This window comes from Burkholderia sp. Bp8994 (assembly GCF_003853805.1).
Taxonomy (GTDB): domain Bacteria; phylum Pseudomonadota; class Gammaproteobacteria; order Burkholderiales; family Burkholderiaceae; genus Burkholderia.
In genome coordinates, this window is record NZ_QTQH01000006.1 from 144,367 (window position 1) to 167,688 (window position 23,322).

General features: G+C 68.0%; 25 protein-coding genes and 1 pseudogene. 7 read left to right on the forward strand and 19 right to left on the reverse strand.

Going from position 1 to position 23,322, the window contains the following annotated elements; all coding sequences use genetic code 11:
* Positions 1–141 precede the first annotated feature (141 nt).
* The gene (locus DIE04_RS08120; protein WP_124521424.1) at positions 142–1,254 is read right to left on the reverse strand and encodes an alkene reductase; all 1,113 of its coding nucleotides are present in this window, start codon (positions 1,252–1,254) and stop codon (positions 142–144) included.
* A gap of 169 nt (positions 1,255–1,423) precedes the next feature.
* Between DIE04_RS08120 and DIE04_RS08125 the strand changes: the two genes are divergently transcribed.
* Entirely contained in the window at positions 1,424–2,299 is an 876-nt protein-coding gene (locus tag DIE04_RS08125) for a LysR family transcriptional regulator (RefSeq protein WP_124521425.1), read from the forward strand.
* Positions 2,300–2,364: 65 nt separating this feature from the next.
* On the opposite strand, the gene DIE04_RS08130 is transcribed toward DIE04_RS08125, so the two are convergent.
* From DIE04_RS08130 to DIE04_RS08150, 5 genes are all read right to left on the reverse strand, one after another.
* Positions 2,365–3,033, reverse strand: coding sequence for a lytic transglycosylase domain-containing protein (locus DIE04_RS08130; protein WP_124521427.1), 669 nt, complete (start codon positions 3,031–3,033; stop codon positions 2,365–2,367).
* A gap of 240 nt (positions 3,034–3,273) precedes the next feature.
* On the reverse strand, positions 3,274–4,047 hold the full coding sequence (locus DIE04_RS08135; RefSeq protein WP_124521429.1) for an ABC transporter permease: 774 nt from the start codon (positions 4,045–4,047) through the stop codon (positions 3,274–3,276).
* Positions 4,044–4,982: an ABC transporter ATP-binding protein gene (locus DIE04_RS08140; protein WP_124521431.1), complete on the reverse strand. Its 939-nt coding sequence runs from the start codon at positions 4,980–4,982 to the stop codon at positions 4,044–4,046. The genes DIE04_RS08135 and DIE04_RS08140 overlap by 4 nt, the downstream gene beginning before the upstream one ends.
* Entirely contained in the window at positions 4,979–6,157 is a 1,179-nt protein-coding gene (locus tag DIE04_RS08145) for an ABC transporter permease (protein WP_124521433.1), read from the reverse strand. The genes DIE04_RS08140 and DIE04_RS08145 overlap by 4 nt, the downstream gene beginning before the upstream one ends.
* On the reverse strand, positions 6,154–7,077 hold the full coding sequence (locus tag DIE04_RS08150; protein WP_124521793.1) for an ABC transporter substrate-binding protein: 924 nt from the start codon (positions 7,075–7,077) through the stop codon (positions 6,154–6,156). The genes DIE04_RS08145 and DIE04_RS08150 overlap by 4 nt, the downstream gene beginning before the upstream one ends.
* A gap of 166 nt (positions 7,078–7,243) precedes the next feature.
* On the opposite strand from DIE04_RS08150, the gene DIE04_RS08155 reads away from it, so the two are divergent.
* Both DIE04_RS08155 and DIE04_RS29700 read left to right on the forward strand, forming a co-directional pair.
* The gene (locus DIE04_RS08155; RefSeq protein WP_124521435.1) at positions 7,244–8,173 is read left to right on the forward strand and encodes a 2-hydroxyacid dehydrogenase; all 930 of its coding nucleotides are present in this window, start codon (positions 7,244–7,246) and stop codon (positions 8,171–8,173) included.
* 178 nt (positions 8,174–8,351) lie between these two features.
* Positions 8,352–8,483 (forward strand): annotated as a pseudogene (locus DIE04_RS29700) (Zn-dependent hydrolase); the annotation flags it as partial.
* Between the two features lie 151 nt (positions 8,484–8,634).
* Here DIE04_RS29700 and DIE04_RS08160 read toward each other — a convergent pair.
* Positions 8,635–10,587 carry a Xaa-Pro dipeptidyl-peptidase gene (locus tag DIE04_RS08160; protein ID WP_124521437.1) on the reverse strand — a complete coding sequence of 651 codons (1,953 nt, stop codon included), beginning with the start codon at positions 10,585–10,587 and terminating at the stop codon, positions 8,635–8,637.
* A 621-nt stretch (positions 10,588–11,208) separates the two neighbouring features.
* Positions 11,209–11,547 (reverse strand): helix-turn-helix transcriptional regulator, encoded by a 339-nt coding sequence (locus DIE04_RS08165; protein ID WP_044844401.1) that lies wholly within the window; start codon positions 11,545–11,547, stop codon positions 11,209–11,211.
* Between the two features lie 78 nt (positions 11,548–11,625).
* Here DIE04_RS08165 and DIE04_RS08170 point away from each other — a divergent pair, with 78 nt between their 5' ends.
* Both DIE04_RS08170 and DIE04_RS08180 read left to right on the forward strand, forming a co-directional pair.
* Complete coding sequence (locus tag DIE04_RS08170; RefSeq protein WP_124521439.1) at positions 11,626–12,531, forward strand: hypothetical protein; 906 nt, start codon at positions 11,626–11,628, stop codon at positions 12,529–12,531.
* 279 nt (positions 12,532–12,810) lie between these two features.
* The gene (locus DIE04_RS08180; protein WP_124485119.1) at positions 12,811–13,041 is read left to right on the forward strand and encodes a hypothetical protein; all 231 of its coding nucleotides are present in this window, start codon (positions 12,811–12,813) and stop codon (positions 13,039–13,041) included.
* A gap of 227 nt (positions 13,042–13,268) precedes the next feature.
* On the opposite strand, the gene DIE04_RS08185 is transcribed toward DIE04_RS08180, so the two are convergent.
* The 7 genes from DIE04_RS08185 to DIE04_RS08215 form a co-directional block, all read right to left on the reverse strand.
* Positions 13,269–14,276 carry an aldo/keto reductase gene (locus DIE04_RS08185; protein ID WP_124521443.1) on the reverse strand — a complete coding sequence of 336 codons (1,008 nt, stop codon included), beginning with the start codon at positions 14,274–14,276 and terminating at the stop codon, positions 13,269–13,271.
* A gap of 74 nt (positions 14,277–14,350) precedes the next feature.
* Positions 14,351–14,677, reverse strand: coding sequence for a carboxymuconolactone decarboxylase family protein (locus DIE04_RS08190; protein WP_059466882.1), 327 nt, complete (start codon positions 14,675–14,677; stop codon positions 14,351–14,353).
* Between the two features lie 95 nt (positions 14,678–14,772).
* Positions 14,773–15,672, reverse strand: a complete 900-nt coding sequence (locus DIE04_RS08195; protein WP_124521445.1) for a LysR family transcriptional regulator — start codon at positions 15,670–15,672, stop codon at positions 14,773–14,775.
* Positions 15,673–15,816: 144 nt separating this feature from the next.
* On the reverse strand, positions 15,817–16,665 hold the full coding sequence (locus DIE04_RS08200) for an alpha/beta hydrolase family protein (RefSeq protein WP_185500329.1): 849 nt from the start codon (positions 16,663–16,665) through the stop codon (positions 15,817–15,819).
* A 146-nt stretch (positions 16,666–16,811) separates the two neighbouring features.
* A complete protein-coding gene (locus DIE04_RS08205; protein ID WP_124521447.1) occupies positions 16,812–17,543 on the reverse strand; it encodes an alpha/beta fold hydrolase in 732 nt (243 codons plus the stop codon).
* The gene (locus DIE04_RS08210) at positions 17,540–18,346 is read right to left on the reverse strand and encodes a DinB family protein (protein WP_124521449.1); all 807 of its coding nucleotides are present in this window, start codon (positions 18,344–18,346) and stop codon (positions 17,540–17,542) included. Before DIE04_RS08210 ends, DIE04_RS08205 begins: the two co-directional genes overlap by 4 nt.
* Positions 18,347–18,438: 92 nt before the next feature.
* Positions 18,439–19,209: an alpha/beta hydrolase gene (locus DIE04_RS08215; protein ID WP_124521451.1), complete on the reverse strand. Its 771-nt coding sequence runs from the start codon at positions 19,207–19,209 to the stop codon at positions 18,439–18,441.
* A 180-nt stretch (positions 19,210–19,389) separates the two neighbouring features.
* On the opposite strand from DIE04_RS08215, the gene DIE04_RS08220 reads away from it, so the two are divergent.
* Positions 19,390–19,986 carry a TetR/AcrR family transcriptional regulator gene (locus tag DIE04_RS08220; protein WP_124521453.1) on the forward strand — a complete coding sequence of 199 codons (597 nt, stop codon included), beginning with the start codon at positions 19,390–19,392 and terminating at the stop codon, positions 19,984–19,986.
* Between the two features lie 68 nt (positions 19,987–20,054).
* On the opposite strand, the gene DIE04_RS08225 is transcribed toward DIE04_RS08220, so the two are convergent.
* Entirely contained in the window at positions 20,055–20,486 is a 432-nt protein-coding gene (locus DIE04_RS08225; RefSeq protein WP_044844390.1) for a YciI family protein, read from the reverse strand.
* Between the two features lie 240 nt (positions 20,487–20,726).
* The gene (locus DIE04_RS08230) at positions 20,727–21,173 is read right to left on the reverse strand and encodes a YciI family protein (RefSeq protein WP_124485127.1); all 447 of its coding nucleotides are present in this window, start codon (positions 21,171–21,173) and stop codon (positions 20,727–20,729) included.
* Positions 21,174–21,429: 256 nt separating this feature from the next.
* On the opposite strand from DIE04_RS08230, the gene DIE04_RS08235 reads away from it, so the two are divergent.
* Positions 21,430–21,660, forward strand: a complete 231-nt coding sequence (locus DIE04_RS08235) for a hypothetical protein (protein WP_044844388.1) — start codon at positions 21,430–21,432, stop codon at positions 21,658–21,660.
* Between the two features lie 42 nt (positions 21,661–21,702).
* Here the strand turns inward: DIE04_RS08235 and DIE04_RS08240 are convergent, their stop codons facing one another.
* Both DIE04_RS08240 and DIE04_RS08245 read right to left on the reverse strand, forming a co-directional pair.
* Complete coding sequence (locus DIE04_RS08240) at positions 21,703–22,404, reverse strand: MBL fold metallo-hydrolase (RefSeq protein WP_124521455.1); 702 nt, start codon at positions 22,402–22,404, stop codon at positions 21,703–21,705.
* Positions 22,405–22,549: 145 nt separating this feature from the next.
* On the reverse strand, positions 22,550–23,320 hold the full coding sequence (locus DIE04_RS08245; RefSeq protein ID WP_124485129.1) for an ABC transporter permease: 771 nt from the start codon (positions 23,318–23,320) through the stop codon (positions 22,550–22,552).
* Between the last annotated feature and the right edge of the window lie 2 nt (positions 23,321–23,322).

The following is a 23,322-nucleotide window of genomic DNA, read 5'->3' on the forward strand; positions in this document are numbered from 1 at the left end:
GCGGGCCATCGCCGCCTTTATTCCTGAAATGTCGGAACAATGCGCGATCCGGTCGTTCCGTTCGGCTGATGGCACGGGGCTCCCCGGCCATCGCCGCGACACCATTCCGGCATGTCGCGGCGACGGCCTCACGCGACTCCGTCACGCCGCCGCGCCGCTCAACGCCGGATAGTCGACATACCCGCGCGCATCGCCGCCGAAGAACGTGGCGCGCTGCGCGTCGTTCAATGGCGCGCCCGTCTTCACGCGCGTCACGAAATCCGGATTCGCGAGCACCATCTGCCCGTACGCTTCGAGATCGGCGAGACCCGCTGCTACGTCGGCGCCGATCGAATCGCGCGCGCGGCCCGGGCGATTGAGAATCAGCGTGCCGCGCCAGCGCGCGCGCAGATCCGCGAGCAGCGACTCGTCACCCTGGTGCATCACGTGCAGATACGCGAGGCCGAGCGCGTCGAGCTGCGTCGCGAGGTAGCGGTACAGGTCGGCGCTGTCCGGACCTTCGTCGATGCCCCACAGCGTGGTGCCGGGCGACAGGCGGATCGCGGTGCGGTCCGCGCCGATCTCGTCGGCGATCGCCGCGGCGACTTCGATCGCGAACCGGGCGCGATGCTCGATCGATCCGCCGTATGCGTCGGTCCGCGTATTGGCGTTCGGCGCGAAGAACTGCTGGACCAGATACCCGTTCGCACCGTGGATCTCGACGCCGTCGGCGCCGGCTTCGATCGCGCGCCGCGCGGCGAAGCGGAAGTCGTTCACGGTGTCGCGCACCTCGGCAGTCGTCAGCGCGCGCGGCACCGGAATCTCCTGCATGCCCGTCGCGGTGAACATCGGCACGCCCGGTGCAATCGCCGACGGCGCGACGCCCGGCCGGTGATGCGGTGTGTTGTCGGGGTGCGACATGCGGCCCACGTGCATCAACTGGATGAACAGCCGGCCGCCGCGTGCGTGCACGTCGTCGCTGATCGTCTTCCAGCCGGCGACGTGCGCGTCGGTATAAATGCCCGGCGTCGTCAGGTAGCCCTGGCCGTCGTCCGACGGCTGCGTGCCCTCGGTAACGATCAGCCCGAGGCCGGCGCGCTGCGCGTAATACTCGGCGGCCAATATGCCGGGCGTGCCGTCGAATGCGGCGCGGCTGCGCGTCATCGGCGCCATCACGAGTCGGTTGTCGAGCGTGTACCGGCCGACGCGGACCGGGGCGAACAGTTGCTGCGTATCTTCTTCATCGGCACGTGCCGAAACGAACAGGGGTTTCATCTCGTTTTCCTCATCGAAGTTCGGAATGCGTCATCGGGGCGATGCCGCATCGGGCGCTCACCGCGCACGTTGCGCCGGCCTCGCGCCCACGTCTGCATCATCCATTGCTTCCTTTTCGAGATAAACCGGGTATCGTGGAGAACATTGATCCATTGGTGGAGCATTCCGCATGGAACTGCTGAACGACATGGCGCTGTTCGTGGAGGTCGTGAAGGCGCGCGGCTTCCGCAGCGCCGCCGACACGCTGGGCATGCCGAACTCGACGCTGTCGCGGCGGATCGCCGCGCTGGAAAAGGCCATCGGCCTGCGCTTGCTGCATCGCACGACGCGCCGGATCGAACTCACGGAGGCCGGACAGCTGTATTTCGCGCGCTGCAAGCGGATCGTCGACGAGGCGCGGCTCGCGCACGAGCAGCTCGGCGAGCTGCTGGCCGAACCGTCGGGCGTGCTGCGCGCGTCGTTTCCGGTCGATTTCGCGGTGATCTACCTGACGCCGCTGATCGTCGAATTCGCGGCACGGTATCCGAAGCTGACGTTCGATTTTGAACTGACGTCGCGGCGCGTCGATCTCGTCAGCGAGCCGTTCGACGTCGCGATCCGCATCGGCGAATCCGCGGACTCGCAACTCGTCGCACGGCGGCTCGCGACGTTCCGCAACTGCCTGTATGCGTCGCCGCGTTATCTCGACCGCGCGGGCGAGCCGCTCGAACCGGCCGACCTGACGCGGCACCAGTGCATGAGCGTACAACGCGTTGCCGCATGGACGCTGCTCTGCGGCGAGCGCACGGTCGAGGTGCCGGTGGGCAGTCGGTTTGTCGTGAACAGCGTCGGCATGAACCGGCAGCTGGCCGTGCACGGCGCGGGAATCATCCAGTTGCCGGAGGAAGTGGTGGCCGATGATGTGGCGGCCGGCCGGCTGCGCCGCGTGCTGCCCGACTGGGAGGGCACGCCGGTGCCCGTCTACGCGATGACGGAAACGCGGTTGCTGCCCGCGAAGACGCAGGTTTTCATCGAATTCTTGCGCGCGCATTTCGCGCGGGAGTGATGCGGGAGCGTGTGCGGCGGTGTGTCGAGCTGCTTCAGGAGACGCTCGTACGGTGTGCCGTGCGCTTACTTCCCGTTACGCTTCGCTGCCGGCGCCGCGGCGGACGGATCGCTGACCGGCACCATGCGTGCCTTCCCGTCGCTCGCGGTATTCGTACCGTCGTCGGGATCGAGCACGAAGCGGAACGCGTCGACGCGCTGCATCACCTTCGCCGCATACGCGTTGGAGCCGCCATAACTCCTCAGCCCGGCTTGCACGTTGCCACCGGCCGCCCGCACATAGCCCGACAGGATCTTGGAGCCCGCTTCGACGTTCGCATTCGGCTCGGTGAGGTCCTTCACGTCGCGCAGCATGCCGCGGTGTGCTGCCGGCACGACCTGCATCAGCCCGGTCGCGCCATGCTGGCCGCGCGCTTTTTCCTGAAAGCGCGATTCGATCGAGATAATCGCGTAAACGAGTGCCGGAGGCAGCGAATATTTCGTCGCAGTGACGCTCACGATGTCGGCGAGCTTCGCGGCGCGCTCTTTCGCGACGCCGAATTTCTTCGTCAGGTAGGAGGTGATGCGGCGGTTTGCTTCGTTCGGCTGATCGTTCGCGAGCGGGGCGGAGGCCTCGGCCGGCGCGGATGCGGCCGCTTCGGGCGCGGAGGCAGGCAGCGTTGGCACCTGCTGCGCCGAGGCCTGTTGCGCAATGCCGAGCGAAAGCACGATCAGCCAGAGAAACCGTCGTCGCATGGTGGAGTGCGGGGAAATGAGAGGCGCATAGTATATCGGCCAATCGTGGTACGCGTTCGAGCGCAGGCTCGAATGAAAGCACGATGTAGGCTTGTATCGATGCGCGCGGCGCGCAGACGGGATCGTTGCACGAACACGCATCGGAGTCCGGAGGAAGCCCGTCCGGCATTTTTCGCGCCCCCTTTTTCTCCCGCGACGCAGCGACTGCGGGTGCGTAATCCGCCTGCCGCCTGCCGCGTGCTACGCCCGCCGCGCGCCCGCCACCCGCGCGATCGCCCCGATCGCATCGCTGACCAGCACCGCGAGCAGCCCGACGATCACGCCGCCCTGCAGCACGAACGCGGTGTTCGACGTCTGCAGGCCCGCGATGATCACGTCGCCGAGCCCGCGCGCGGCAACCGTCGAGCCGATCGTCGCGGTGCCGAGATTGATCACGACCGCGAGCCGGATGCCGTTCACGATCACCGGAAACGCGAGCGGCAGCTCGACCGACACCAGCTGCTGCCAGCCGCTCATCCCCATCCCGCGCGCGGCGTCGACGACGTCGCGCGGCACGTCCTCGAGCCCCGCGATCGTGCTCTCGAAAACCGGCAGGAGCCCGTACAGCACGAGCGCGATCAGCACGGGTTTCAACCCGAAGCCGACGGCCGGTACCGCGAGCGCGAGCACCGCGACGGGCGGAAAGGTCTGGCCGATGTCGACGACGCTGCGCGCGACCGGCAGGAAATCCGCGCCGGACGGCCGCGTGACCGCGATCCCGGCCGCGACCGCGATCAGCGTGCCGAGCAGGCTCGACAGCGCGACGGTGCCGAGATGCGCGAGCGTGAGATCGAGCAGGCTCGCGCGATCGTAGATGACCGGCGCGCCGTTGTCCGCGAACGGCGCGAACACGCCCTGCAGCCACGCGGGGCGCAACAGCAGCACGAGCAGCAGCGCGAGCGCGACCGCGCGCGCGACATGCGCGGGCAGCCGCCGCGGCCGGGACGAGTGCGAACGCGCGGGCCGCGTCGTCATGCGGGCTTCCTCGCGTGCGCGCGGATCGCGTCGAGCGTGATGCGGCGCACGGCGTGCCCGTTGCCGCCTTCGACCGGCAATGCGTCCGCTCCGCGCCACAGCAGTTCGGACACCGCGTCGCGCAGCGTGCGTGTCGCGGCGATCGGTTCGCCGTCGGCGTGACCGGGCTCGGCCACCGCGTCGATCGGCGTCAGCGCGAGCAGGCGCAGCGGCCGGTCGACGCCGGCGACGAGCTGTTCGACGACACCCGCCGCCGGCTTGCCGAGAATCTCGGCCGGCGACGCGACCTGCAGCAGCCGGCCGCCGTCCATCACCGCGATCGTGTCGCCGAGCTTCAGCGCTTCCTCGATATCGTGCGTGACGATCACGACCGTGATGCCGAGGCGGCGCTGCAGTGCGTACAGATCGTCTTGAGCCTTGTTGCGGATGATCGGATCGAGGGCGCCGAACGGCTCGTCCATCAGCAGCATCGCGGGCTCGGCCGCGAGCGCGCGCGCGACGCCGACGCGCTGCTGCTGGCCGCCCGACAGTTCGTGCGGCAGCTTGTCCGCGAATTCGGACGGCGCGAGATGAAACAGGTCGAGCAGTTCGCGCACGCGTGCGTCGATGCGCTCGGCCGGCCAGCCGAGCAGGCGCGGCACGGTCGCGATATTGCGCGCGACGCTCCAGTGCGGGAACAGGCCGTGCCCCTGGATCACGTAGCCGATGCGACGCCGCAGCTGCTCGGGCGGCACGCTCGCGGTGTCGACGCCGTCGATGCGGATCGTGCCGCCGGTCGGCGCGATCAGCCGGTTGATCATCCGCAGCAGCGTCGACTTGCCGCTGCCCGATGCGCCGACGAGCGCGGTGATCGTGCCTTGCTTCATCGTCATCGATACGTCGTCGACGGCGACGACGTCGCCGAAGCGTTTGCCGATGCGTTCGATCTCGATCATGCGGTACGTCCCTTCGCGAGCGTGGTCGCGGCTTCGAACACGACGGCGGCCGCCAGCGCGAGCGCGATCGTCGGGATCGCGCCGAGCAGCACGAGATCGGCGGCCGATTGCCCGATTCCCTGGAAGATGAAGATGCCGAACCCGCCGCCGCCGATCAGCGCGGCGACCGCGGTCAGGCCGATGTTCTGCACCAGCACGATGCGCACGCCGCTCAGGATCACCGGCAACGCGAGCACGAGATCGACGCGCAGCAGCCGCTGCGCGCGCGTCATGCCCATCGCGCGTGCTGCTTCGGTCACGTGCGGCGGCACCTGCTCGAGCCCGACCACGACGCTCGACGCGATCGGCAGCAGCGAGTAGAGAAACAGCGCGAGCACGGCCGGCGCGACGCCGATCCCGCGGATGCCGAGCGCGGCCGCGAGCGGCACGTGCGCGGCGAGCAGGCCGAGCGGCGCCATCATCAGCCCGTACATCGCGATGCTCGGGATCGTCTGCACGATATTGAGCACCGGCATCACGACGGTGCGCACCGGCGCGACCCGCGCGCACGCGATGCCGAGCGGCAGGCCCGCGACGAGCGCGGCCGCGACCGAGCCGCCCGCGAGCGCGACGTGCCGGATCGCCTCGCGCCAGAAGTCGTCGCTGCGCACCGCGTATTCGCGCATCACGGACAGGCCGTCCCACCAGCCGCTCGCGAGCGGCAGCGATATCGCTGCCATGGCGACGGCGAGCGCGACGAGGCGTCGCCACGGGCCGAAGGCGAGCCGCGCGAGCGCGTCGGCGACGAGCACGGCCCACGCGAACAGCAGCAGCCACACGCCCGCCGCGGGCGACACGCGTGCGAGCGCGTCGTCGGCGGCGACGGCGTGCGTCGCGGCCGCACCGACCGCGTAGGCCAGCGTCGCGAGCCACGTGCAGCCGGCCGCGAGCCGCCAGGCGGGACGGCTCGCCGTCATCGCCCACAACGCGCCGACGAGCCACAGCGCGGCGAGCGCGGCACCCTGCACGGCGGGCAGCGCGGCGAATACCGACAGCCCCGTGCCGGCCGCGATGCGGTTCGGCCGCAGCACCATGAACGGCATGCCGAACACCGCCACGATCGTCAGGACACCGATCAGGATACCGACCTTGTCGAGCGTGATGCGTCGCGCGGACGCCACCGCGCGACCCGTCACTTAACGAAGCCTTTCGACTTCAGGTAACTTTTGGCCACGCCGGCCGCCGGTTCGCCGTTGATCTGGATGCGCGCGTTCAGCGTCTGCAGCGTCTTCAGGTCGAGGCTCGCGAACACGGGTTTCAGGAAGTCGGCGATTTGCGGATGCGCGTTCAGCACGGCTTCGCGAATCACTGGCGTCGGCGCATAGACGGGCTGCACGTGCTTGTCGTCGTCGAGCACGACGAGGCCGCTCGACGAGATGCCGCCATCGGTGCCGTACACCATCGCCGCGTTTACGCCGTCGGTCTGGTTCGCGGCGGCCTTGATCGTCGCGACCGTGTCGCCGCCCGACAGCACGACGAGCTGATCGGGTTTCAGCTTGAAGCCGTATGCCTTTTCGAACGACGGCAGCGCGGACGCGCTGTTCACGAACTCGGCCGATGCCGCGAGCTTCAGCTTGCCGCCGCCCGCGATCCACTTGCCGAAGTCGGAGAAGGTCTTCAGGTGCTGCGCTTGCGCGACCGGCGCGAGCACGGCGACGCCCCACGTGTTGTTCGCGGGCGCCGGCGTCAGCCAGACGAGATGGTTCGCCGCGTAGTCGAGCTTCTTCGCGGTGTCGTAGCCCTGGCTCGCGTTCTTCCACAGGGGATCGTCGGCCTTGTTGAAGAAGAACGCCGCGTTGCCCGTGTATTCGGGGTAGATGTCGATCTCGCCGCTCGTGAGCGCCTTGCGCACGATCGGGGTCGTGCCGAGCGCGATCTTTTCGGTGACGGGGATGCCGTGGGCCTTCAGCACCTGTGCGATGACGTTGCCGAGCAGGTTGCCTTCGGTGTCGATTTTCGATGACACCACGACGGGCGTGTCGGCGTGCGCGCCGGGTGCGACGACTGCGGCGGCGAACGCGAGGCCCAGGATGCGGGCGGGCAGGGCGAGCTTCATCGGGGCCTTTCTCCAGAACGGGGACGTACGCCGAAAGTTACTTGACTGAGTCGGCTTTGGCAAACCGCGTGCGGCGGCACGTCCACAGCACGCGTGGGGGTAACCCGCATGCGTCGCACGCCGTTGTTACACTGGAGCGCATTCCCGCCTGCGGACACTTGCTGACATGAAACCCGAGCTACTGGTCCTTATCGCGCTGCGCGACGACGCGCACCGCCAGATCGCCGCGTCGTACGACGTCCACCATGCACCGACCGCCGAGGAACGCGAGCGCGCGATCGCCGAACACGGCCGCACGATTCGCGCGGTGTTGACCAACGGCAGCACGGGCCTGACAGCCGCCGAAATCGATCGTCTGCCGCAGCTCACGTTCGTCAGCGCGCTCGGCGCCGGCTACGAGCACATCGACGTCGCGCATGCGAAGGCGCGCGGCATCACCGTGGTGACGGGCGCGGGCACCAACGACGATTGCGTTGCCGATCATGCGTTCGCGCTGCTGCTGGCGGCGGTGCGCAACGTCGTGCAACTCGATGCGAAGACCCGCGCGGGCGTATGGCGCGACGCGCTGCCGATGCCGCCGAACGTGTCGGGCAAGAAGCTCGGTATCGTCGGGCTCGGCAAGATCGGCGAGAAATGCGCGCGGCGCGCGGCCGGCTTCGACATCGAGATCGGTTATCACAACCGTTCCGGGAAAGATGTTCCGTATCGCTATTTCGAGCGCGTCGAGGCGCTCGCGCAATGGGCCGATTTCCTGATCGTCGCGACGCCGGGCGGCGCGGGCACGCGTCACCTGATCGACCGCGCGGTGCTCGATGCGCTCGGCCCCGGCGGGTTTCTCGTCAACGTGTCGCGCGGCAGCGTTGTCGATACCGCCGCTTTGGCGGATGCGCTGAGCGAACGGCGCATCGCGGGCGCGGGGCTCGACGTGTACGAAGGCGAGCCGGAGCCGCCGCGCGCGCTGACGGCGCTCGACAATATCGTGTTGACGCCGCACATGGGCGGCTGGTCGCCGGAGGCGCTCGATCGCTCGGTCCAGCAGTTTCTCGACAATGCGGCGCGGCATTTCGCCGGGGAGGCGGTGCTGACGCCGCTGTGAGTGTGGTCCGTGCGGCGCGCGGGCATGTATCCGCAACCCGCACGCGAAAATCGGAAAAATTCGCATCATGGCCGGCCATTCGGCGCCGGAACGTCGATCCCGCTGCAATGACATCGCACTCCATGCCGTCCGGCTGCTGCCGGACGTGTGCCGTTCATGGAGACGATCGATGACTATCGCTGCCGTACCCTTCGTGCCGAGGCGCGGCGGGGTCGGCCGCCAACCCCGCGAACATACCGGCGACGATCAACTCGTCGAGCGCGCGAACGTGTGGCCGGATGTCGTGCCCAGGCGTCTTGCGGCGGGCTGAGCCGCGTTGCCGATGAAGAACGGCGCCACGCAACGGTGCAGCATCGCCGCGTGGCGCCCAGGGTGCGTTTCGTGTGGATTCGGGCGCGTGCGATCGTTCACGATCGCACGCGCATCCTTTGGGCCACCGCGCCCGTTTTGCGTGCGCCGGGTCAGGACGACACCAGCGGCACCGTCACCGACGTTCCTGCCGGGTCGAGCGCGAGCCCCGTGCCCGGTGCCGGCCGCAGCGTCGCCTCGTTGTCGCTCGACAGCACGACGAGGCCGAGCCTGTGACCCGCTTCGAGCGTGTAGTCGCGCGGCATGAACGTCAGCTTCAGGTCATACGGCATGCCCGGCAGCACCGGCGCCGAGATCCAGTCCGACACGCGGTTGCGCGGATCGGTCCATGCCCGCGAGACGATCGTCGCCGTGCCGTCCGGTGCGCGGTCGACCAGCAGCGCCGTCACGTTCGCGACGCCGGTGAAGGTCAGCCGCACGCGGGCGGTCGCGGAGCCGGACAGGCGCGTCGCGGTCGTGAACGGAGTCGTCTCGAAGCGGCTGCGATGCTCGCCGGTCGGCGCGTTCGCCAGCGTGAGCGCGGGAATCGACGCATCGTCGGTGAAGCGCGCGAGCGGGCCGCCGCTCGGCAGCCGCGACAGCGTGCCGGTGCCCGTGCCGTCGCCGCCCGCGAAATACGCGACCGGCGTGGCGCGCCGCGCGGCCCAGTCGGTTTCCTTCAGCAGCGTGCCGTCGGCCTGCGCGACCACCGCGCGCGGATCGCGTTCGACGCCGTTGTCGACGCCGATCAGGTAGCGCGTGAACCAGCGGTTCACCTCGGCGGTCCACGCATCGGCCATCGCCGGCACGCGGGTCGGGTCGGTGTGCTTCAGGCGATGCAGCCACAGCTGCGTCGGCACGCCCTGACGCCGCATCGCGAGATACCACGACGTCGACTGGTCGACGCGCACGTTGTCGTCGGTCAACCCTTGCGCGACGAGTGCCGGCGCGACGGCGCGCTCGGTCGGGATGTCGCGCGCGGCCCAGAACGGCGAATAGTCGCCCGTCTTGCGGTCTTCCTGCTGCAGCGCTTCGTCGACCAGGTGCGTGCAGCGCTCCGGATGCGCATTCGTCAGCAGCGCCTTGATGTAGACGTCGACGTCCTCGCCCTGATAGCCCTGCGGCGCGCGCACGAGGCCGCCCGAGCGATAGTAGCCGTACATGTTGGACAACCCGGCAATCGGCACGATCGCATCGAGCCCGCGGGTGCGCAGGCTCGCGACCATCTTCGGCAGCGTGCCGTCGTACGACACGCCGTACATGCCGACGTGGCCCGTCGACCAGCTCGCGACGACTGCCTTGCCGCTCGCATCCTTCGCGGTCGCATCGCGGCCGAGCCAGCGGATCACCGACGCCATCGCGACGGATTCGTCGCGCGTGAGGATCGTCGGGCAGCCGTCGGAGCCGGCGGTGCCGAGCGAGTCCGCATAGACGATGGTGAAGCCGCGCGGAATGAAGTAGCCCTCGATCCACGAACGGCCGGCCGCGGCCGCCTCGAGCTGCTGCAGCATCCGCACTTGCGGCGCGGCGGCCATGATCCGCGTGGACGTGCTGCCGGGGGCGGCGGCCGTCGCAACGGGATGCGGCGAGCCGTCGAGCTCGACGTCGACATCGTGGTTCGGGCTGTCGGCAAGCCCCGCGTAGTACGGGCTCGCGAGCACGATGACCGGCGTGCGCGCGCCGTTGGCGGTTTCGGACGGACGCACGATGCGCACGTGAATGCGGTCGCGCGTGCCGTCGCCGTCGGAGTCGACCGGCGTGTCGATCCACGCGTTTTCCTCGATCGTGCCGCCCGACAGCGACGGCTGTACCTGGCCGTTGCTGATCACCGGTTTGTAGCGTCCGCCGCTCGCCGGGTTCGCGTACGGGACGCCGGACGGCGACACGCGCGCTGCGAGCGATTGAGCGCCGGCCGCCGATGCAGCGGCCTCGTCCTGTTGATTTTGCGCGAGCGCGGAGACGCCTGCCACGCTGCCGCCGTCGTCACCGCCGCACGCGGCGAGCGTCGCGGCCGCAACGAGCGCGGGTAGCCATGCGCTGCGCGATCCTCTGATATGAAATTGCATTGCCGACCTCGTTCTTTTGATTGTGTGGATACGACCGTTCCGCGATACGCCCCCTGCGGGCCGGGCCGATTACTGCATGCGACGAAGGGGAAACTGCACCATCGGGACAACGCCGGGCGCGATCCCGGCCGGAAAGCGGCGGCAGTGCATTGCAGTCATGCAGGACTACGAATCAAATGCGCGCATGCCACGCGTCCTTCCAGATGAAACGGAACGACATCATTCGATGAGACGGGGATGTTGCGAGCTGCGGTGCTGCGCTGCGAAAAAACACGACGCGACGCGCGTGCGGCGACGGAATGAAACGGATCGGCGGTTTCGGCCGCGCCGCGCATCGTGATGGCTTGCCGGTTCGCGTTTGCTTTCCGGAAGCTTGCGCAAAAGTTATCTCAGCGAAAACGGCGTGTCAAACTTTTTTAACTGTAGGTAAAAAAGTTTCGATGCGCATGCCGATGCGGCGCGCATAGTGCGATGACCTCGCGCATGTGCGGCGACGCGCTTGCCGTTGCTTCGCGTCCTGTCGCCCCAAGCAAAACGGGCGGTGACGAATCGCATTCGCCACCGCCCGCATCGCCGGATGCTCCCGGTCTTCCTTCCATTGATCAACGCCCGCGCGCGCCGTCACCCGTCATCCGCCTTCGCCTGCAGATCCTTCAACCCTTGAATCACGACCAGCAGTGCGCGCCCGTGCTCGTCGGAGCCGTCCCACGCGTCGACGATCGCGTCGCGCAGCAGGTCGTTGTAGCGGCGGCGCGCCGGGCCGGTATCGACGCCGTAGAAACTGCATAGCTTGTTGAATGGCGCGCTGCGCCGCAGCCGATGCCCGTTCGACAGCCGCAGCCGCGACACGGTCGGCTGGCTGACCCCGGAAAGTCGCGCAATTTCGCTGGACGAGCGCGTGTCCGCCATCAGACGGCGTAACAGGTCTTGTACAGGAAAATCGTGATCCGGGGCTTCCATACGATGCATTATACCTATACAGTTACGGTTGTTGAATGGGCTTGCTGTCACCAGCGAGGCTGTATCCCGAGAAAGTTGATGACACTGAAACACCTCCCTCCCACGTTCTGCTGGACGAAGATCGGTACCGAGTCCGGCGAGGAACTGCCGACCGTCGTGCTCCGCAAGGAATGGGAGCGCCGGCTCGGAGGCGGGCGTTTTCTGTGGGGCATCAACCAGCCGCTCGGCAGCAGCGCGCAAGTCGCCGCGCATCGCACGGGCTCGCTGCTCGCGCTGTTCTCGCCGGTTGCGTCGCGCACGCGGCCGGGCGAGCGCAAGCGCGAGGACGCGCTGCTGTGGAATGCCTGGGTCGACGCCAGCGGCCAGGTGCGGCCGCTGCCGCCGCACACGTTCATTGCAAGCCGCGCGACGCTGCCGTCGGGCCGGCGTCGCGAACAGCACTACGCGCTCGTCTGCGCATCGTCCACCGCGCTGACGGTCGGCACGCAACTGCGCGTGTGCCCCGATCACCTGCGCAGCGTGAGCACGGGCAAGCCGCTCGGCGTCGCGCAGGGCGCGGCCGTGGTCGACTGCATCGGGCGCGCGAAGGAACAAACCGGCAAGAGCTATCCGCTCGCGCTGTCGGTCGAACTCGAGGCACCGTATTTCGTGCGGCTCGCACAGCCGTGCGTGCTGAAGGCGCGCGATCTCGCCGAAGTGAACAAGGCGACGCGCGCCGGCGATTTCGACCGCTTCGTCGAACTGGTCGCGCGCTTGCGCGGCCGTTCGCCGACGGATGCCGTGCGCGGCGTCACGCGCGACCTGTTCGACGTGCCGCCGATCGAAACGGCGGCTGCCTACGTCGCGCCCACGCATGTCGCGCGGCTGCGCAGCCGGCCCGCGGCCGAGCATCCGGGCGAGCTCACCGGCGATCTGTTCGATCTGTCGCCCGGCGAAGCGGCCGCGTTCGGCGGTCTCGCGCATCCGCGCATCGGGCGCGCATGACGTTCGCGCCGCCGGTGCGCGGCGCGTGACGCGAGGCAGGGCAGATGAATGCGCGTGCAACGACGCGCATGCGTGTGGCCGCCATCTCGGCGCGCGCAAGAATTTGTTGCAATCTCGCCGTAGCGGATCGGCGGGTGCGGAGCGACAATCGCCACGAAGCGTGCCGCGCGGTGGCCGTGCATCGACAGGCGGCTTGCCGTCGTTCACGCCGCCGACATGCGCACCACGCACACTGGGCGTCGGCTTGCTTCACACAGCAACCCTGAGGGAGAAGTGTCGATGTCGACCCACACCTGTTCGCGGGAAGCCCGGGCCGCGCAACGCTTCGTCGAGGCGACGCGCAACGTCGACCAGGCGTTTCGCGCCGTGCGCGGCGAAAGCGACGACGACATCTCGTCGGCCGACTATGCACTTGCGATGTCGCGCCTCGATCGCGCGCTCGACGAACTGGCGCGCGCGCAGGAATTCTTCGATCGCGTGGTGGGCGCCGACGCCGCGCGCGGCAACTGAACAACTGAACTGAATTCGCGGCCTCTGCTTTTGCTTCGGCCGCGGTTGTCTGCCGTTTTTCGTTCTGATCGTTTCGCCGCGTCATGCGACGTTCGTTGGCGTGCCGACGTACCAGCATGCCGGACGACAACGTCCGGCATGTCAGTCGCTCATCCTCCGCCAACCGGCCATTACACCCGTCGCATCGTGCAGTCGGGCGGCGCGCACCCGGTTTCAGCAGACGAACATCAAACCTTCCGCCCTTCGACCGGATAACCGGGATCCGTGTACCCGTGTGTCGACGCATGTCCGGGCGGCACCAGCGAATCGACGAAGCGTTCGTCGTCGGGGCCGAGTTCGAGCGTCAACGCATCGATGTAGCTGTCCCAGTGCGCTTCGGTGCGCGGCCCGGCGATCGTCGAGCTGACGATCCGGTTCTTCATCACCCAGGCGAGCGCGAACGCGACCGACGTCGTGCCGCGCGCGGCCGCGTGCTCGGCCACCTGCCGCGCGATGTGCAGCGACTCGGGCCGCCATTCCGTCTGCTGGATGCGCCGGTCGCCACGGCCCGCGCGCGAATCGGCGGGCGGCTGCGCGCCGGGCGTGTATTTGCCGGTCAGCACGCCACGCGCGAGCGGGCTGTACGGCACGACGCCGATGCCGTAATGCGCGGCCGCCGGCAACTGTTCGACCTCGGCCGTGCGATCGACGAGGTTGTACAACGGTTCGCTCGCCACTGGGCGATCGATGCCGAGCTGGTCGGCGAGGCGCACGATCTCGGCGATGCGCCAGCCCTTGAAGTTCGACAGCCCGACGTAGCGCACCTTGCCTTGCCGGATCAGGTCTGCCACCGCGCGCATCCCTTCTTCGAGCGGCGCATCGGTCAGCGCGCGGTGGAAATAGAGGATGTCGATGTAATCGGTGCCGAGCCGCTTCAGGCTCGCGTCGACCGATTCGCAGATCCATTTGCGCGACTGGCCTTGACGGTTCGGCCCCGCGTCCGGACCGGCCGGAAAGCCGAACTTCGTCGCGACGACCCACCTGTCGCGATGCCGCGCGATCGCACGGCCGACGATTTGTTCCGAGCGTCCGGCGTGATAGACGTCGGCCGTGTCGATGAAGTTGATGCCCTGGTCGAACGCCTTGTCGATGATGCGCGTCGACGTCGCTTCGTCGGTCTCGCCGCCGAACATCATCGCGCCGAGACACAGCGGCGACACTTTCAGCGCGCTGCGCCCGAGATAGCGGTAATCCATGGTGAAGCTCCATGCGGGCGAGCGCCCGCGTCGATTGAAGTCGGTTGAATGAGCGTGCGGTCCGGATGTGGCGCTCACACGCCTGCTTCGTCGAACACGCGCTTCGCGATCGGTAGCGCCGAGCTGGCGGTCGGCCAGCCCGAATAGAACGCGAGATGCGTGATCGCCTCGATCAGCTCGTCGCGCGTGATGCCGTTGTCGAGCGCCTTCTTCAGATGGAACGGCAGTTCGTTCACGCGATACAGCGCGACGAGGCTCGCGACCGTGATCAGGCTGCGATCGCGCGGCGACAGGCCGGGGCGCTGCCACACGTCGCCGAACAGCACGTTGTCGGTGTAGTCGGCGAGAGCCGGCGCGATTGCGCCGAAGGCCTGGCGCGCGGCGGAAGTCGGTTCGGACATCGAGGGCTCCGGAGGACGTGGAAGACATCGACGATGGTAGCCACCGACGCGCTATCGATAATCCCCAGGAATGCGCATGCACTTATCGAACCGGTTCATGAATGGCCGGGATGGCGCAGCGCGTCGACGATCAGCGCGAAAGCCCGCGACGATTGCCGCCGGCTCGCGTAGTACAGGTGGTGGCCGGGAAAGGTGGGACACCAGTCGTCGAGCACGCTGACGAGCCTGCCGGTACCGACGTGCGGCGCGGCGAGTTCGGCCGGCACGTACGCAAGGCCGTAGCCTGCGAGCGCCGCGTCGAGCATTTCATAGGTGCCGTTGAACGTGACCTGGCCGTCGACGCGCACCTGCAGCGTGTCGTCGCCGCGCGCGAGTTCCCACGCGTACAGCGCGCCGTGAGTCGGCAGCCGCAGGTTGATGCAGTCGTGCGCGACGAGATCCTGCGGCGTCGCGGGGTGCTCGCGTTGCGCGAAATACGCGGGCGCGCCGACGATCGCCATTTTCAGGTCGGGCGAGATGCGCACCGCGATCATGTCCTTCGCGACCTGGTCTCCCAGCCGCACGCCGATGTCGAAGCGTTCCGCGACGATGTCGGAGAGCCCGTAGTCGGTTACGAACTCGACCTTGAGGTCGCGGTAGTCGAGCAGGATCGGCGACAGCTTTGGCCACAGCAGCGTGCGGATCACGTAGTCGGTCGCGTTGATGCGCACGGTGCCGGCCGGTTTGTCGCGCAGTTCCGCGAGCGCCGACAGTTCGGCCTCGATTTCGTCGAAGCGCGGCGCGAGGTTGAGCAGCAGGCGCTCGCCGGCTTCGGTCGGCGCCACGCTGCGCGTCGTGCGCGTGAGCAGCCGCACACCGAGACGCGTCTCGAGCGAGCGGATCGTGTGGCTGAGTGCGGATTGCGACACGCCGAGCCGGGCGGCCGCGCGCGTGAAGCTGCGCTCGCGCGCGACGGCGATGAAGGCGAGCAGGTCCGCAAAGTTGTCGCGCGGCATGGAGGAAGTCGGGTGGTCGATGCCTGCGCATCCTACCATCGGGTCCGTCGCGCGCTGCGACGACCCACGGGCGCGGCAGCGCGATGCGCGTCGGGCTGTCCGCGTCACGCCGGCCGGACGGCGCGCGACACGGGTGGGCGGATCCTACGCGTAGCCGCCGTGCTGGAACGACGTCGCGAAGAACTGCATCTGGTAGCGGATCGCGTGCGCCCAGTAGTCCCACGTGTGACCGCCCGGACGCTCCGCATAGTCGTGCGGCACGCCGAGTGCGACGAGTCGTTGATGCAGCGTGCGGTTCGAGCTGACGAACGAGTCGTCGCGGCCGCAGTCGATCGTCAGGTCGAGATGCGCACGGACGAACGCGCGCGCGCTTTCGACGATCGCGTTGCGGTTCCAGAACGACGGATGGCGGACGGGATCGCCGAACACGTGGTCGATGCCGGGCTCGTCCTCGCAGCAGCGCGGATCGACCGCGCCGCTGATGCTGCCGACCGCGCCGAACGTGTCGGGCCGGTCGAGCGCGATGCGCAGCGCGCCGAAGCCGCCCATGCTGAGCCCGGTGATCGCACGTGCGCCCTTGGTCGCGATGGTTCTGAAGTGCATGTCGACATACGACACGACTTCGTCGCCGACGAAGGTTTCGTAGCGGCTGCCCGAGTCGAACGGGCTGTCGATGTACCAGCTTTCGTGTCCGCCGTCGGGCATCACCAGGATCACGTGATGGCGATCGGCCAGCGCGGCGATCCGCGTGTTCGCGGTCCAGTCGGTGTGGTCGCCGCCGGAGCCGTGCAGCAGGTAGACGACCGGAAAGCGCTCGACGGCGCGTTCAGGCCCGTGGCGCAGGCGCGCATAGTCGTCCGGCAGCACGACGGTCGCCTTCAGCGTCTCGTTCATCGCCGCGCTCGGGATCGCGACGACCCGCGTCTGAAAGGCGAGGGCCGGGCCCGCGACGGCGAGCAGCAGCAGTAGCCAGAACGTGCGGATCAGGTTCATGGAGCCTCGCATGTGTCGTTTCCGTTCGGCAGTCGGGCATCGGGAAAACCCTGTTTGGCGACTCTAGCAACCGTGCCTTTCAGCCAAATTTCGGCGAATCCTACGAGTTGTCAGGTGGCCGGCGCCCAGTCCGGCGGCCGCGCGCGTCAGCCGAGGCAGCGCGCCAGCGCCTCCCGGAACGCGGCGGGCCGCTCGGCCGGTATCAGGTGCCCGCAGCCGGCGATCGTCTCGAAGCCGGCGCAGCGCGCGAGCGCCCAGTCCGGCACGTGCCAGCCCGCGCGCGAGCGATCGCCGGCGACGAGCCACACCGGATGGCGCTCGAATACTTCGGCCAGCAGCTGCAGATAGCCGGGTTCGCCCGTCGTCGCGACCACCGAGCGTCCCATCGCGCGCAGCGTCGACGCCGGCTGATGCGCGAGCCAGCGGCGCGCGTCGTCGAGCTGGCGCGGCGACGGTTCGTCGATCGCGCCGCGCAGCCAGCCGGATGGATCGCTGCGCAGGCCGTCGAGCATCGCGTCGGCTTGCGCGGGCGACATGCGGCCGACCGACGCCGACCAGAATGCGTCGTCGAGCGTGAAGTTGCCTTCGACGTTGACGATCCGGCGCACGCGCGCCGGATGGGCATGGGCGAACAGCATCGCGATCGCGCCGCCGACCGAGTGACCGACGAGATCGACCGGCTGCGCGCCGTAGTGCGTGTCGACAGCCTGCCGCAGATGCTCGACCTGCGCGGCGAGCGTGATCGCGTCGAACGGCGTGTCGCGATGGATGCCGTAGCCGAGCAGGTCGGGGGCGAGATGCGGGCCGGGCCATGCGGGCACGTCGAACGTGCCGATGAAACCGTGGACGAAGACGACGGGCGGGGCGGGCAGGCTCATTGGACGGTCGACGACGGAAGGGGCGGCAATTCGAGTTCGGCGAGCAGTTCGTCGAGTTCGAGCACGTGGGTGCGATCGTGGTCGAGCAGCTCGCGCACGAGTTCGTCGAGCGACATCCGGCGGATGCCGTCGCGCAGCCCGCAGCGCGCCAGTTCCGACGGTTGCAGCGCGGCGGCCGTCGCGCACAGCGCGGCGCGACCGGCGCGGAACGTGGCAAGCGCGTCGTCGAGCGGCTGCGCCAGATAGTCGCGCTGCGCGGCGAGTGCCGTCCCGTCGACGGAGGCGATCACCGGCAATTCGTGCGCGCGCACGACTTCGATGCGTTCGGCGAACACCGCGTCGAGGTCGCGCAGGTGGCATGCGTGCTCGACGAGCGAGAAGCCCGTGCCGGCCGGGCGGCGTGTGACGAGCACGGCGGGAAAGTGCGCGGCATACGCGGCGATCCGCGCGGGCATCGCGGCCAGCTCGACGACGACGTCGGCGAACGGCAGCACCCGCGGAAATGCGCTGAATACCGCGCCGTAGCTGAACAACGCGCCGCCGATCCGGCCGCGCGCCTGCACGACGTCATGCCCGTGGCGGCGCATCACGTCGGCGACCATCGCGCCGCAGAACTGCCGGGCCGTCGTATCGGCTTCGATTTCGGGAAATTTGTGCGCGATTTCGTGCTGGATCGCGCCGATCGCGGCGACGCCGACACGCGACAGCGCCGCGAATTCGACATAGCGCTCAGGCCGCGCGATCAGCGCTTCGAGTTGCGTGCCGAGCGGCGTCGCGCGAAAGCGGTCGAAACGGGAATGCATGGTGGAAAGCGTTTGTCGGTCCAGTAACGTGTCAAAACGATACGTTACTGGACCGACGGCGTCAACCGGAGCGCTTCGGGCAACGCGCTGCATTACTCCTTGCCGGTGCCCCGGGCTGCCTGTTCGATCAGCTTCGCGACTTCAGCGGGATGCGAGATGTAGGCGACATGGCTCGACTTGAGTTCGATCGTCTTGCTGCCGGCGCGTTGCGTCATGAAGCGTTCGAGCTCGGGGTTGATCGCGCGGTCCGCGGTGGCGACCACCGCCCAGCTCGGCTTCGTCCGCCATGCGGCGTGCGTGATCGGCACGCCGAACGACTGCGCGGCCGGCGTGACTTGCGAGATCGCCATGAATTTCGCTTGGGCGGCCGGCACGTCGGCCGCGAAGTCGGCATGGAACGACGCTTCGTCGAAATACAGATGGCCGTCTTCGGTGGCCTTGATCGCCTTTGTCGCGGGCGGCGTCTTCCTGGTCAGTTCGAGCGGGCTTTCGCCGGTGTCGGGCTGGAATGCTGCGACGTAGACGAGGCCCGCGACCTTGTCGTCGTTGCCGGCTTCGGTGATCACCGCGCCGCCGTAGCTATGGCCGACGAGGATGCTCGGGCCGTCCTGCGCGTCGACGACGCGCCGGGTTGCCTTCACGTCGTCGTCGAACGACGTTTCCGGCTGCTGCACGACGGAAACCTTGTAGCCGTCACGTGTCAGGATGTTCGAGACGGCTTGCCAGCCAGAGCCGTCGGCGAAGTAGCCATGAACCAGCACGACGTTCTTGACGGGGGCGGCGACGGCCGCATGCGAGCCGAGTGCGGCGGCGGTCAGGGCGAGTGCCGCGGCGATCTGGCGGACTTGGGAAAAGCGCTTCATTTTCATTCTCCAGAAGGAAGACAGGGTAGGAACCGTCGGATATCGACAGGCGTCTTGTTCCGTCGATGAAGTCATCCTACTAGTAGGTAGGATGACGTGCAAGAAGAAATCACGGCTGGAAAAGAGTATCTCAGGGAGGTAAACTATCCGTGTTTTTCATCCGACTAGATGGTAGGCAAGATGACGGTATCAGGGGACAGTACGGCGGGGCGCATACTCGAAGCCGGGCGGCAACTGATCATGCGGCGCGGCTACAGCGGGTTCAGTTATGCCGACATCGCCGAGGCGATCGACATCAGGAAGGCGAGCATTCACCACCACTTTCCGACGAAGGCGGATCTGGCGGTCGCCGTGCTGCAGCAGTCGCAGGCGAAATTCGATGCCGACATGGCGTTGCTCGACGCGAGCGGTGCCGACGCGCTGGTGCAGATGCGCGCATACATCGGCTACTGGGAACGCTGCATCGCGGACGACAGCGCGCCGTTCTGCGTCGCCGGCATGCTCGGCGCGGAGTTGCCGGCGCTGCCCGACGAAGTCGCGCGGGCGGTGAAGGCGCATTTCGACGACCTTGCGGCGTGGCTGGTGCGCGTGCTCGACACCGGCGTGAAAGACGGCGTCGTGCAGCCGGGCGTGTCGGTGCAGACCGAGGCCGCGACGTTCGTGTCGCTGGTCTATGGCGCAATGCTTGCCGCGCGGGCGTACGGCAATGCCGGGATGTTCAGGGACGTGACCGCTGGGGCGGTCGAGCGGCTCGCGGTGCCGCGCAATCGCGCGTGAGCCATGCACGCGTCGGCGGGTAGCGAAGGCGCCCGGCGGTCATGTGGAGTCGCCAGACGCCGCACGGCTTACGTGCGCTTCCCGGCCTCGGCTTGCGCGCTCAGTGTCGCTTTCAGCGCCTGCAGTTCGGCCGTGAATGCCGGGCTGAAGTCCTCGGCTTCGAACAGCGGGCGGATTTCGATGTCGGAGTCGCCGCGCATCGGATTCGGGCAGCGCTTCACCCATTCGACCGCTTCTTCCATCGATTTCACCTGCCACAGCCAGAAGCCGGCGACGAGCTCCTTCGTTTCGGCGAACGGGCCGTCGATGACGGTGCGGTTCTTGCCGGCAAAGTGGACGCGCTTGCCGCGCATGCTCGGCTGCAAGCCGTCGGCGATCAGCAGGATGCCGGCCTTCGCCAGCTCCTCGTTGAAGCGGCCCATCGCAGCGAACATTTCAGGGTCGGGCATCCGGCCGGATTCGGAATCGGCGGTGGCCTTGACGATTACCAGGACGCGCATGGTCGTATCTCCTTGGGGTGGGTGGTCGAATGATCGTCCGCCGCAAGGCGAACGGGCTTACGACATCAGGACGGCCGGCAAGCAGGGAAATCGACAACGGAGGTGAAAAAAAAGCGCCGAAGGGCAGGCTGGAACGGCGGGTGGCGCGGTGCCGGGGCGCGATCGACCCGAGACTTTCCGGGCGGGCCGCCGCGCACGGCTGCGAGGCGGCCCGCCCGGCGGGCAGGTCAGTGCGATCCGTCAGTTCCCGGCCGGCGGCGCCTTCGGGCCGTCGCCGAGTTGCGCGCGCAGCCGCGCTTCCTGCTCCTGCAGCTCGGGCGTGAATTCCGCGCCGAAATCCTCGGGCGAGAACACCTGGCGGATCTCGATGTCCGATTCGATCGGCATCGGGTTCGGACAGCGCTTGACCCATTCGACGGCTTCTTCCATCGAGTCGACCTGCCACAGCCAGTAGCCGGCGATCAGTTCCTTGGTTTCGGCGAACGGGCCGTCGATGACGGTCCGGTCCTTGCCGGAGAAGTGCACGCGCTTGCCGCGCGAACTCGGGTGCAGCCCTTCGCCGGCCAGCATCACGCCGGCCTTCACGAGTTCCTCGTTGTACTGGCCCATCGCGGCCAGCAGTTCGGTATCGGGCATCGCGCCCGATTCGGAAATGGCCGTTGCCTTGACGATTACCATGACGCGCATCGTTGTGACTCCTTGAACGGGAAAGGGAAGATCCGCGACCGGCCGGCCGTGCGGACGGCAAATCGATCGGTTACGACACTACGACGCGCGACGATCGCGCGAATCGACATCGCGCGAAAAAAAATCTCGATGCCCGATGACGCGGCGAGTCGCGCAAGCCGGTTGATTCCGGTACGGGTCGATCGTGCCGCGGCGCGCTGGAGCCGCCGGTCAAAACTGGTATGCTGGTCTGCATTACGTTCATGCGGAGGGCGCCATGGCAACGAAGGAAGTCTCGAAGAAAAAGTACCTGAAGATTCTGAACAAACGCCTGCGGGCAGAGCCGGATGCGCCGGCCGGCGCGTCGTTCGTGTTCTTTCCGCTCGGCGCGAAGGCCAAGCATGCGACGGGCGTCGTGGCCGGCGAGCCGCGCAGCAAGCGCGAACTCGCGGTGATGGCCGCGGTCCAGAGCAAGGCGTCCGCCGAATTCGTCGTGACCGGCGCCTGACCGGCGACGGGCTGCCGGCTGCCGCACGCGACAGCGCGTGCGCTATGCCGCGGCCGCGTCGCAATGCGCGATCACACCGGCGATCACGCGCGCAATGTCGTGCGTGATCGCCGGGCCGTGCATCGGCAGGATGATGTCGAGATCGAGCGCCTGGATGCGGCGCAGTGCGCTCGCCAGGTGCGCGAGCGACGGCAGGTAGTCCGAGCGCGTGATCGCGTCGAGGATCGCCGGCAGCGGGTCGTCGGTTTCCTCCCTGCCGAAGCGCATCAGGATGTCCGACGACAGCAGCGCCTTGTACGCCGGCAGGTACACGACGAGCGAATCCCACTGATGCACGTGTTTCGTGAAGACCGGCACGACGTCGATGCCCGACAGCGTCCTCGGTTCACCGTCCGTCAGCGGAACCGCATGTACGCCGAATACGTCGGCAAGCCCCCAGGTACACATCGGATGCCCGTACGCGACGAGCGCCGGGTTGGCCGCGAGGAAGTCGGGCAGCGCGCCCATTTCGTCGGCCTCGAAGTGCGGGACGATCACGCTGCTGACCATCGATGGCGCGATGCCGATGGTGTTGAGTGCCGCGCTCAGTTGGGTGAAATTGGAACGGGTGCCCGTTTCGACGCACAGCACGTCGCCGTGCGTCGATCGTACGAAGAACTGGCTGAAGCTCAGGTTCAGCGTTTCGACGTAGGACGTGGCGCGAAACAGGCCGTCGCGGACGACGTCGATTCGGGAGGCGCTCATCGGGGATCCTCGCGCAGGGAAGGGAGCCGGGCCGTCCGCGCGTCGCGGGTTGCGGCGCGGCAGACGGCAGCAGTCGATCTTCCGATCCAGTCTAGCAGCGCGGCCCCGAATCCGCGAACCGCGGCGCCCCCTTGGCCGAGCCGCGTCAGTTCTTCAGCTTGTAGCCGGTGCGGAACATCCACGCGACGACTGCAAGCAGGATCGCGAGGAACAGCGAGGTCGCCGCGAGGCTGATCCCCACGTGCACGTCGGCCAGCCCGTAGAACGACCAGCGGAAGCCGCTGATCAGATAGACGATCGGGTTGAACAGCGTGACGATGCGCCACGCGGGCGGCAGCATGTCGACCGAATAGAAGCTGCCGCCGAGGAACGTGAGCGGCGTGATGATCAGGAGCGGCACGAGCTGCAGCTTCTCGAAGCTGTCGGCCCAGATCCCGATCACGAAGCCGAACAGGCTGAAGGTGATCGACGTCAGCACGAGGAACAGCACCATCCAGAACGGATGCAGGATGTGCAGCGGCACGAACAGGCCGGCCGTCGCGAGGATGATCAGCCCGAGCAGCAGCGACTTCGATGCGGCCGCACCCACATAGGCGATCACGATCTCCCAGTACGACACGGGCGCGGACAGGATCTCGTAGATCGTGCCCGTGAAGCGCGGGAAGTAGATGCCGAACGACGCGTTCGAGATGCTCTGCGACAGCAGCGACAGCATCACGAGGCCCGGCACGATGAACGACCCGTAGCCGATGCCGTTCACGTCGCTGATGCGCGAGCCGATCGCCGAGCCGAACACGACGAAGTACAGCGACGTCGAGATCACCGGCGCGATGATGCTCTGCATCAGCGTGCGGCGCGTGCGGGCCATTTCGGCGCGGTAGATCGCGCGGATGCCGTGGAAATTCCAGTTCGCCATGT

Bases quoted from the DNA above. Each gene is read 5' to 3' on its own strand.
- DIE04_RS08195 (WP_124521445.1), bottom strand. From the start codon at position 15,672: ATGCCGCGCGACAACTTTGCGGACCTGCTCGCCTTCATCGCCGTCGCG.
- DIE04_RS08215 (WP_124521451.1), bottom strand. From the start codon at position 19,209: ATGAAGCGCTTTTCCCAAGTCCGCCAGATCGCCGCGGCACTCGCCCTG.
- DIE04_RS08180 (WP_124485119.1), top strand. From the start codon at position 12,811: ATGTCGACCCACACCTGTTCGCGGGAAGCCCGGGCCGCGCAACGCTTC.
- DIE04_RS08220 (WP_124521453.1), top strand. From the start codon at position 19,390: ATGACGGTATCAGGGGACAGTACGGCGGGGCGCATACTCGAAGCCGGG.
- DIE04_RS08185 (WP_124521443.1), bottom strand. From the start codon at position 14,276: ATGGATTACCGCTATCTCGGGCGCAGCGCGCTGAAAGTGTCGCCGCTG.
- DIE04_RS08160 (WP_124521437.1), bottom strand. From the start codon at position 10,587: ATGCAATTTCATATCAGAGGATCGCGCAGCGCATGGCTACCCGCGCTC.
- DIE04_RS08120 (WP_124521424.1), bottom strand. From the start codon at position 1,254: ATGAAACCCCTGTTCGTTTCGGCACGTGCCGATGAAGAAGATACGCAG.
- DIE04_RS08230 (WP_124485127.1), bottom strand. From the start codon at position 21,173: ATGCGCGTCATGGTAATCGTCAAGGCAACGGCCATTTCCGAATCGGGC.
- DIE04_RS08205 (WP_124521447.1), bottom strand. From the start codon at position 17,543: ATGAGCCTGCCCGCCCCGCCCGTCGTCTTCGTCCACGGTTTCATCGGC.
- DIE04_RS08210 (WP_124521449.1), bottom strand. From the start codon at position 18,346: ATGCATTCCCGTTTCGACCGCTTTCGCGCGACGCCGCTCGGCACGCAA.
- DIE04_RS08240 (WP_124521455.1), bottom strand. From the start codon at position 22,404: ATGAGCGCCTCCCGAATCGACGTCGTCCGCGACGGCCTGTTTCGCGCC.
- DIE04_RS08150 (WP_124521793.1), bottom strand. From the start codon at position 7,077: ATGAAGCTCGCCCTGCCCGCCCGCATCCTGGGCCTCGCGTTCGCCGCC.
- DIE04_RS08190 (WP_059466882.1), bottom strand. From the start codon at position 14,677: ATGTCCGAACCGACTTCCGCCGCGCGCCAGGCCTTCGGCGCAATCGCG.
- DIE04_RS08235 (WP_044844388.1), top strand. From the start codon at position 21,430: ATGGCAACGAAGGAAGTCTCGAAGAAAAAGTACCTGAAGATTCTGAAC.
- DIE04_RS08135 (WP_124521429.1), bottom strand. From the start codon at position 4,047: ATGACGACGCGGCCCGCGCGTTCGCACTCGTCCCGGCCGCGGCGGCTG.
- DIE04_RS08170 (WP_124521439.1), top strand. From the start codon at position 11,626: ATGACACTGAAACACCTCCCTCCCACGTTCTGCTGGACGAAGATCGGT.
- DIE04_RS08130 (WP_124521427.1), bottom strand. From the start codon at position 3,033: ATGCGACGACGGTTTCTCTGGCTGATCGTGCTTTCGCTCGGCATTGCG.
- DIE04_RS08155 (WP_124521435.1), top strand. From the start codon at position 7,244: ATGAAACCCGAGCTACTGGTCCTTATCGCGCTGCGCGACGACGCGCAC.
- DIE04_RS08140 (WP_124521431.1), bottom strand. From the start codon at position 4,982: ATGATCGAGATCGAACGCATCGGCAAACGCTTCGGCGACGTCGTCGCC.
- DIE04_RS08200 (WP_185500329.1), bottom strand. From the start codon at position 16,665: ATGAACCTGATCCGCACGTTCTGGCTACTGCTGCTGCTCGCCGTCGCG.
- DIE04_RS08245 (WP_124485129.1), bottom strand. From the start codon at position 23,320: ATGGCGAACTGGAATTTCCACGGCATCCGCGCGATCTACCGCGCCGAA.
- DIE04_RS08165 (WP_044844401.1), bottom strand. From the start codon at position 11,547: ATGGAAGCCCCGGATCACGATTTTCCTGTACAAGACCTGTTACGCCGT.
- DIE04_RS08125 (WP_124521425.1), top strand. From the start codon at position 1,424: ATGGAACTGCTGAACGACATGGCGCTGTTCGTGGAGGTCGTGAAGGCG.
- DIE04_RS08225 (WP_044844390.1), bottom strand. From the start codon at position 20,486: ATGCGCGTCCTGGTAATCGTCAAGGCCACCGCCGATTCCGAATCCGGC.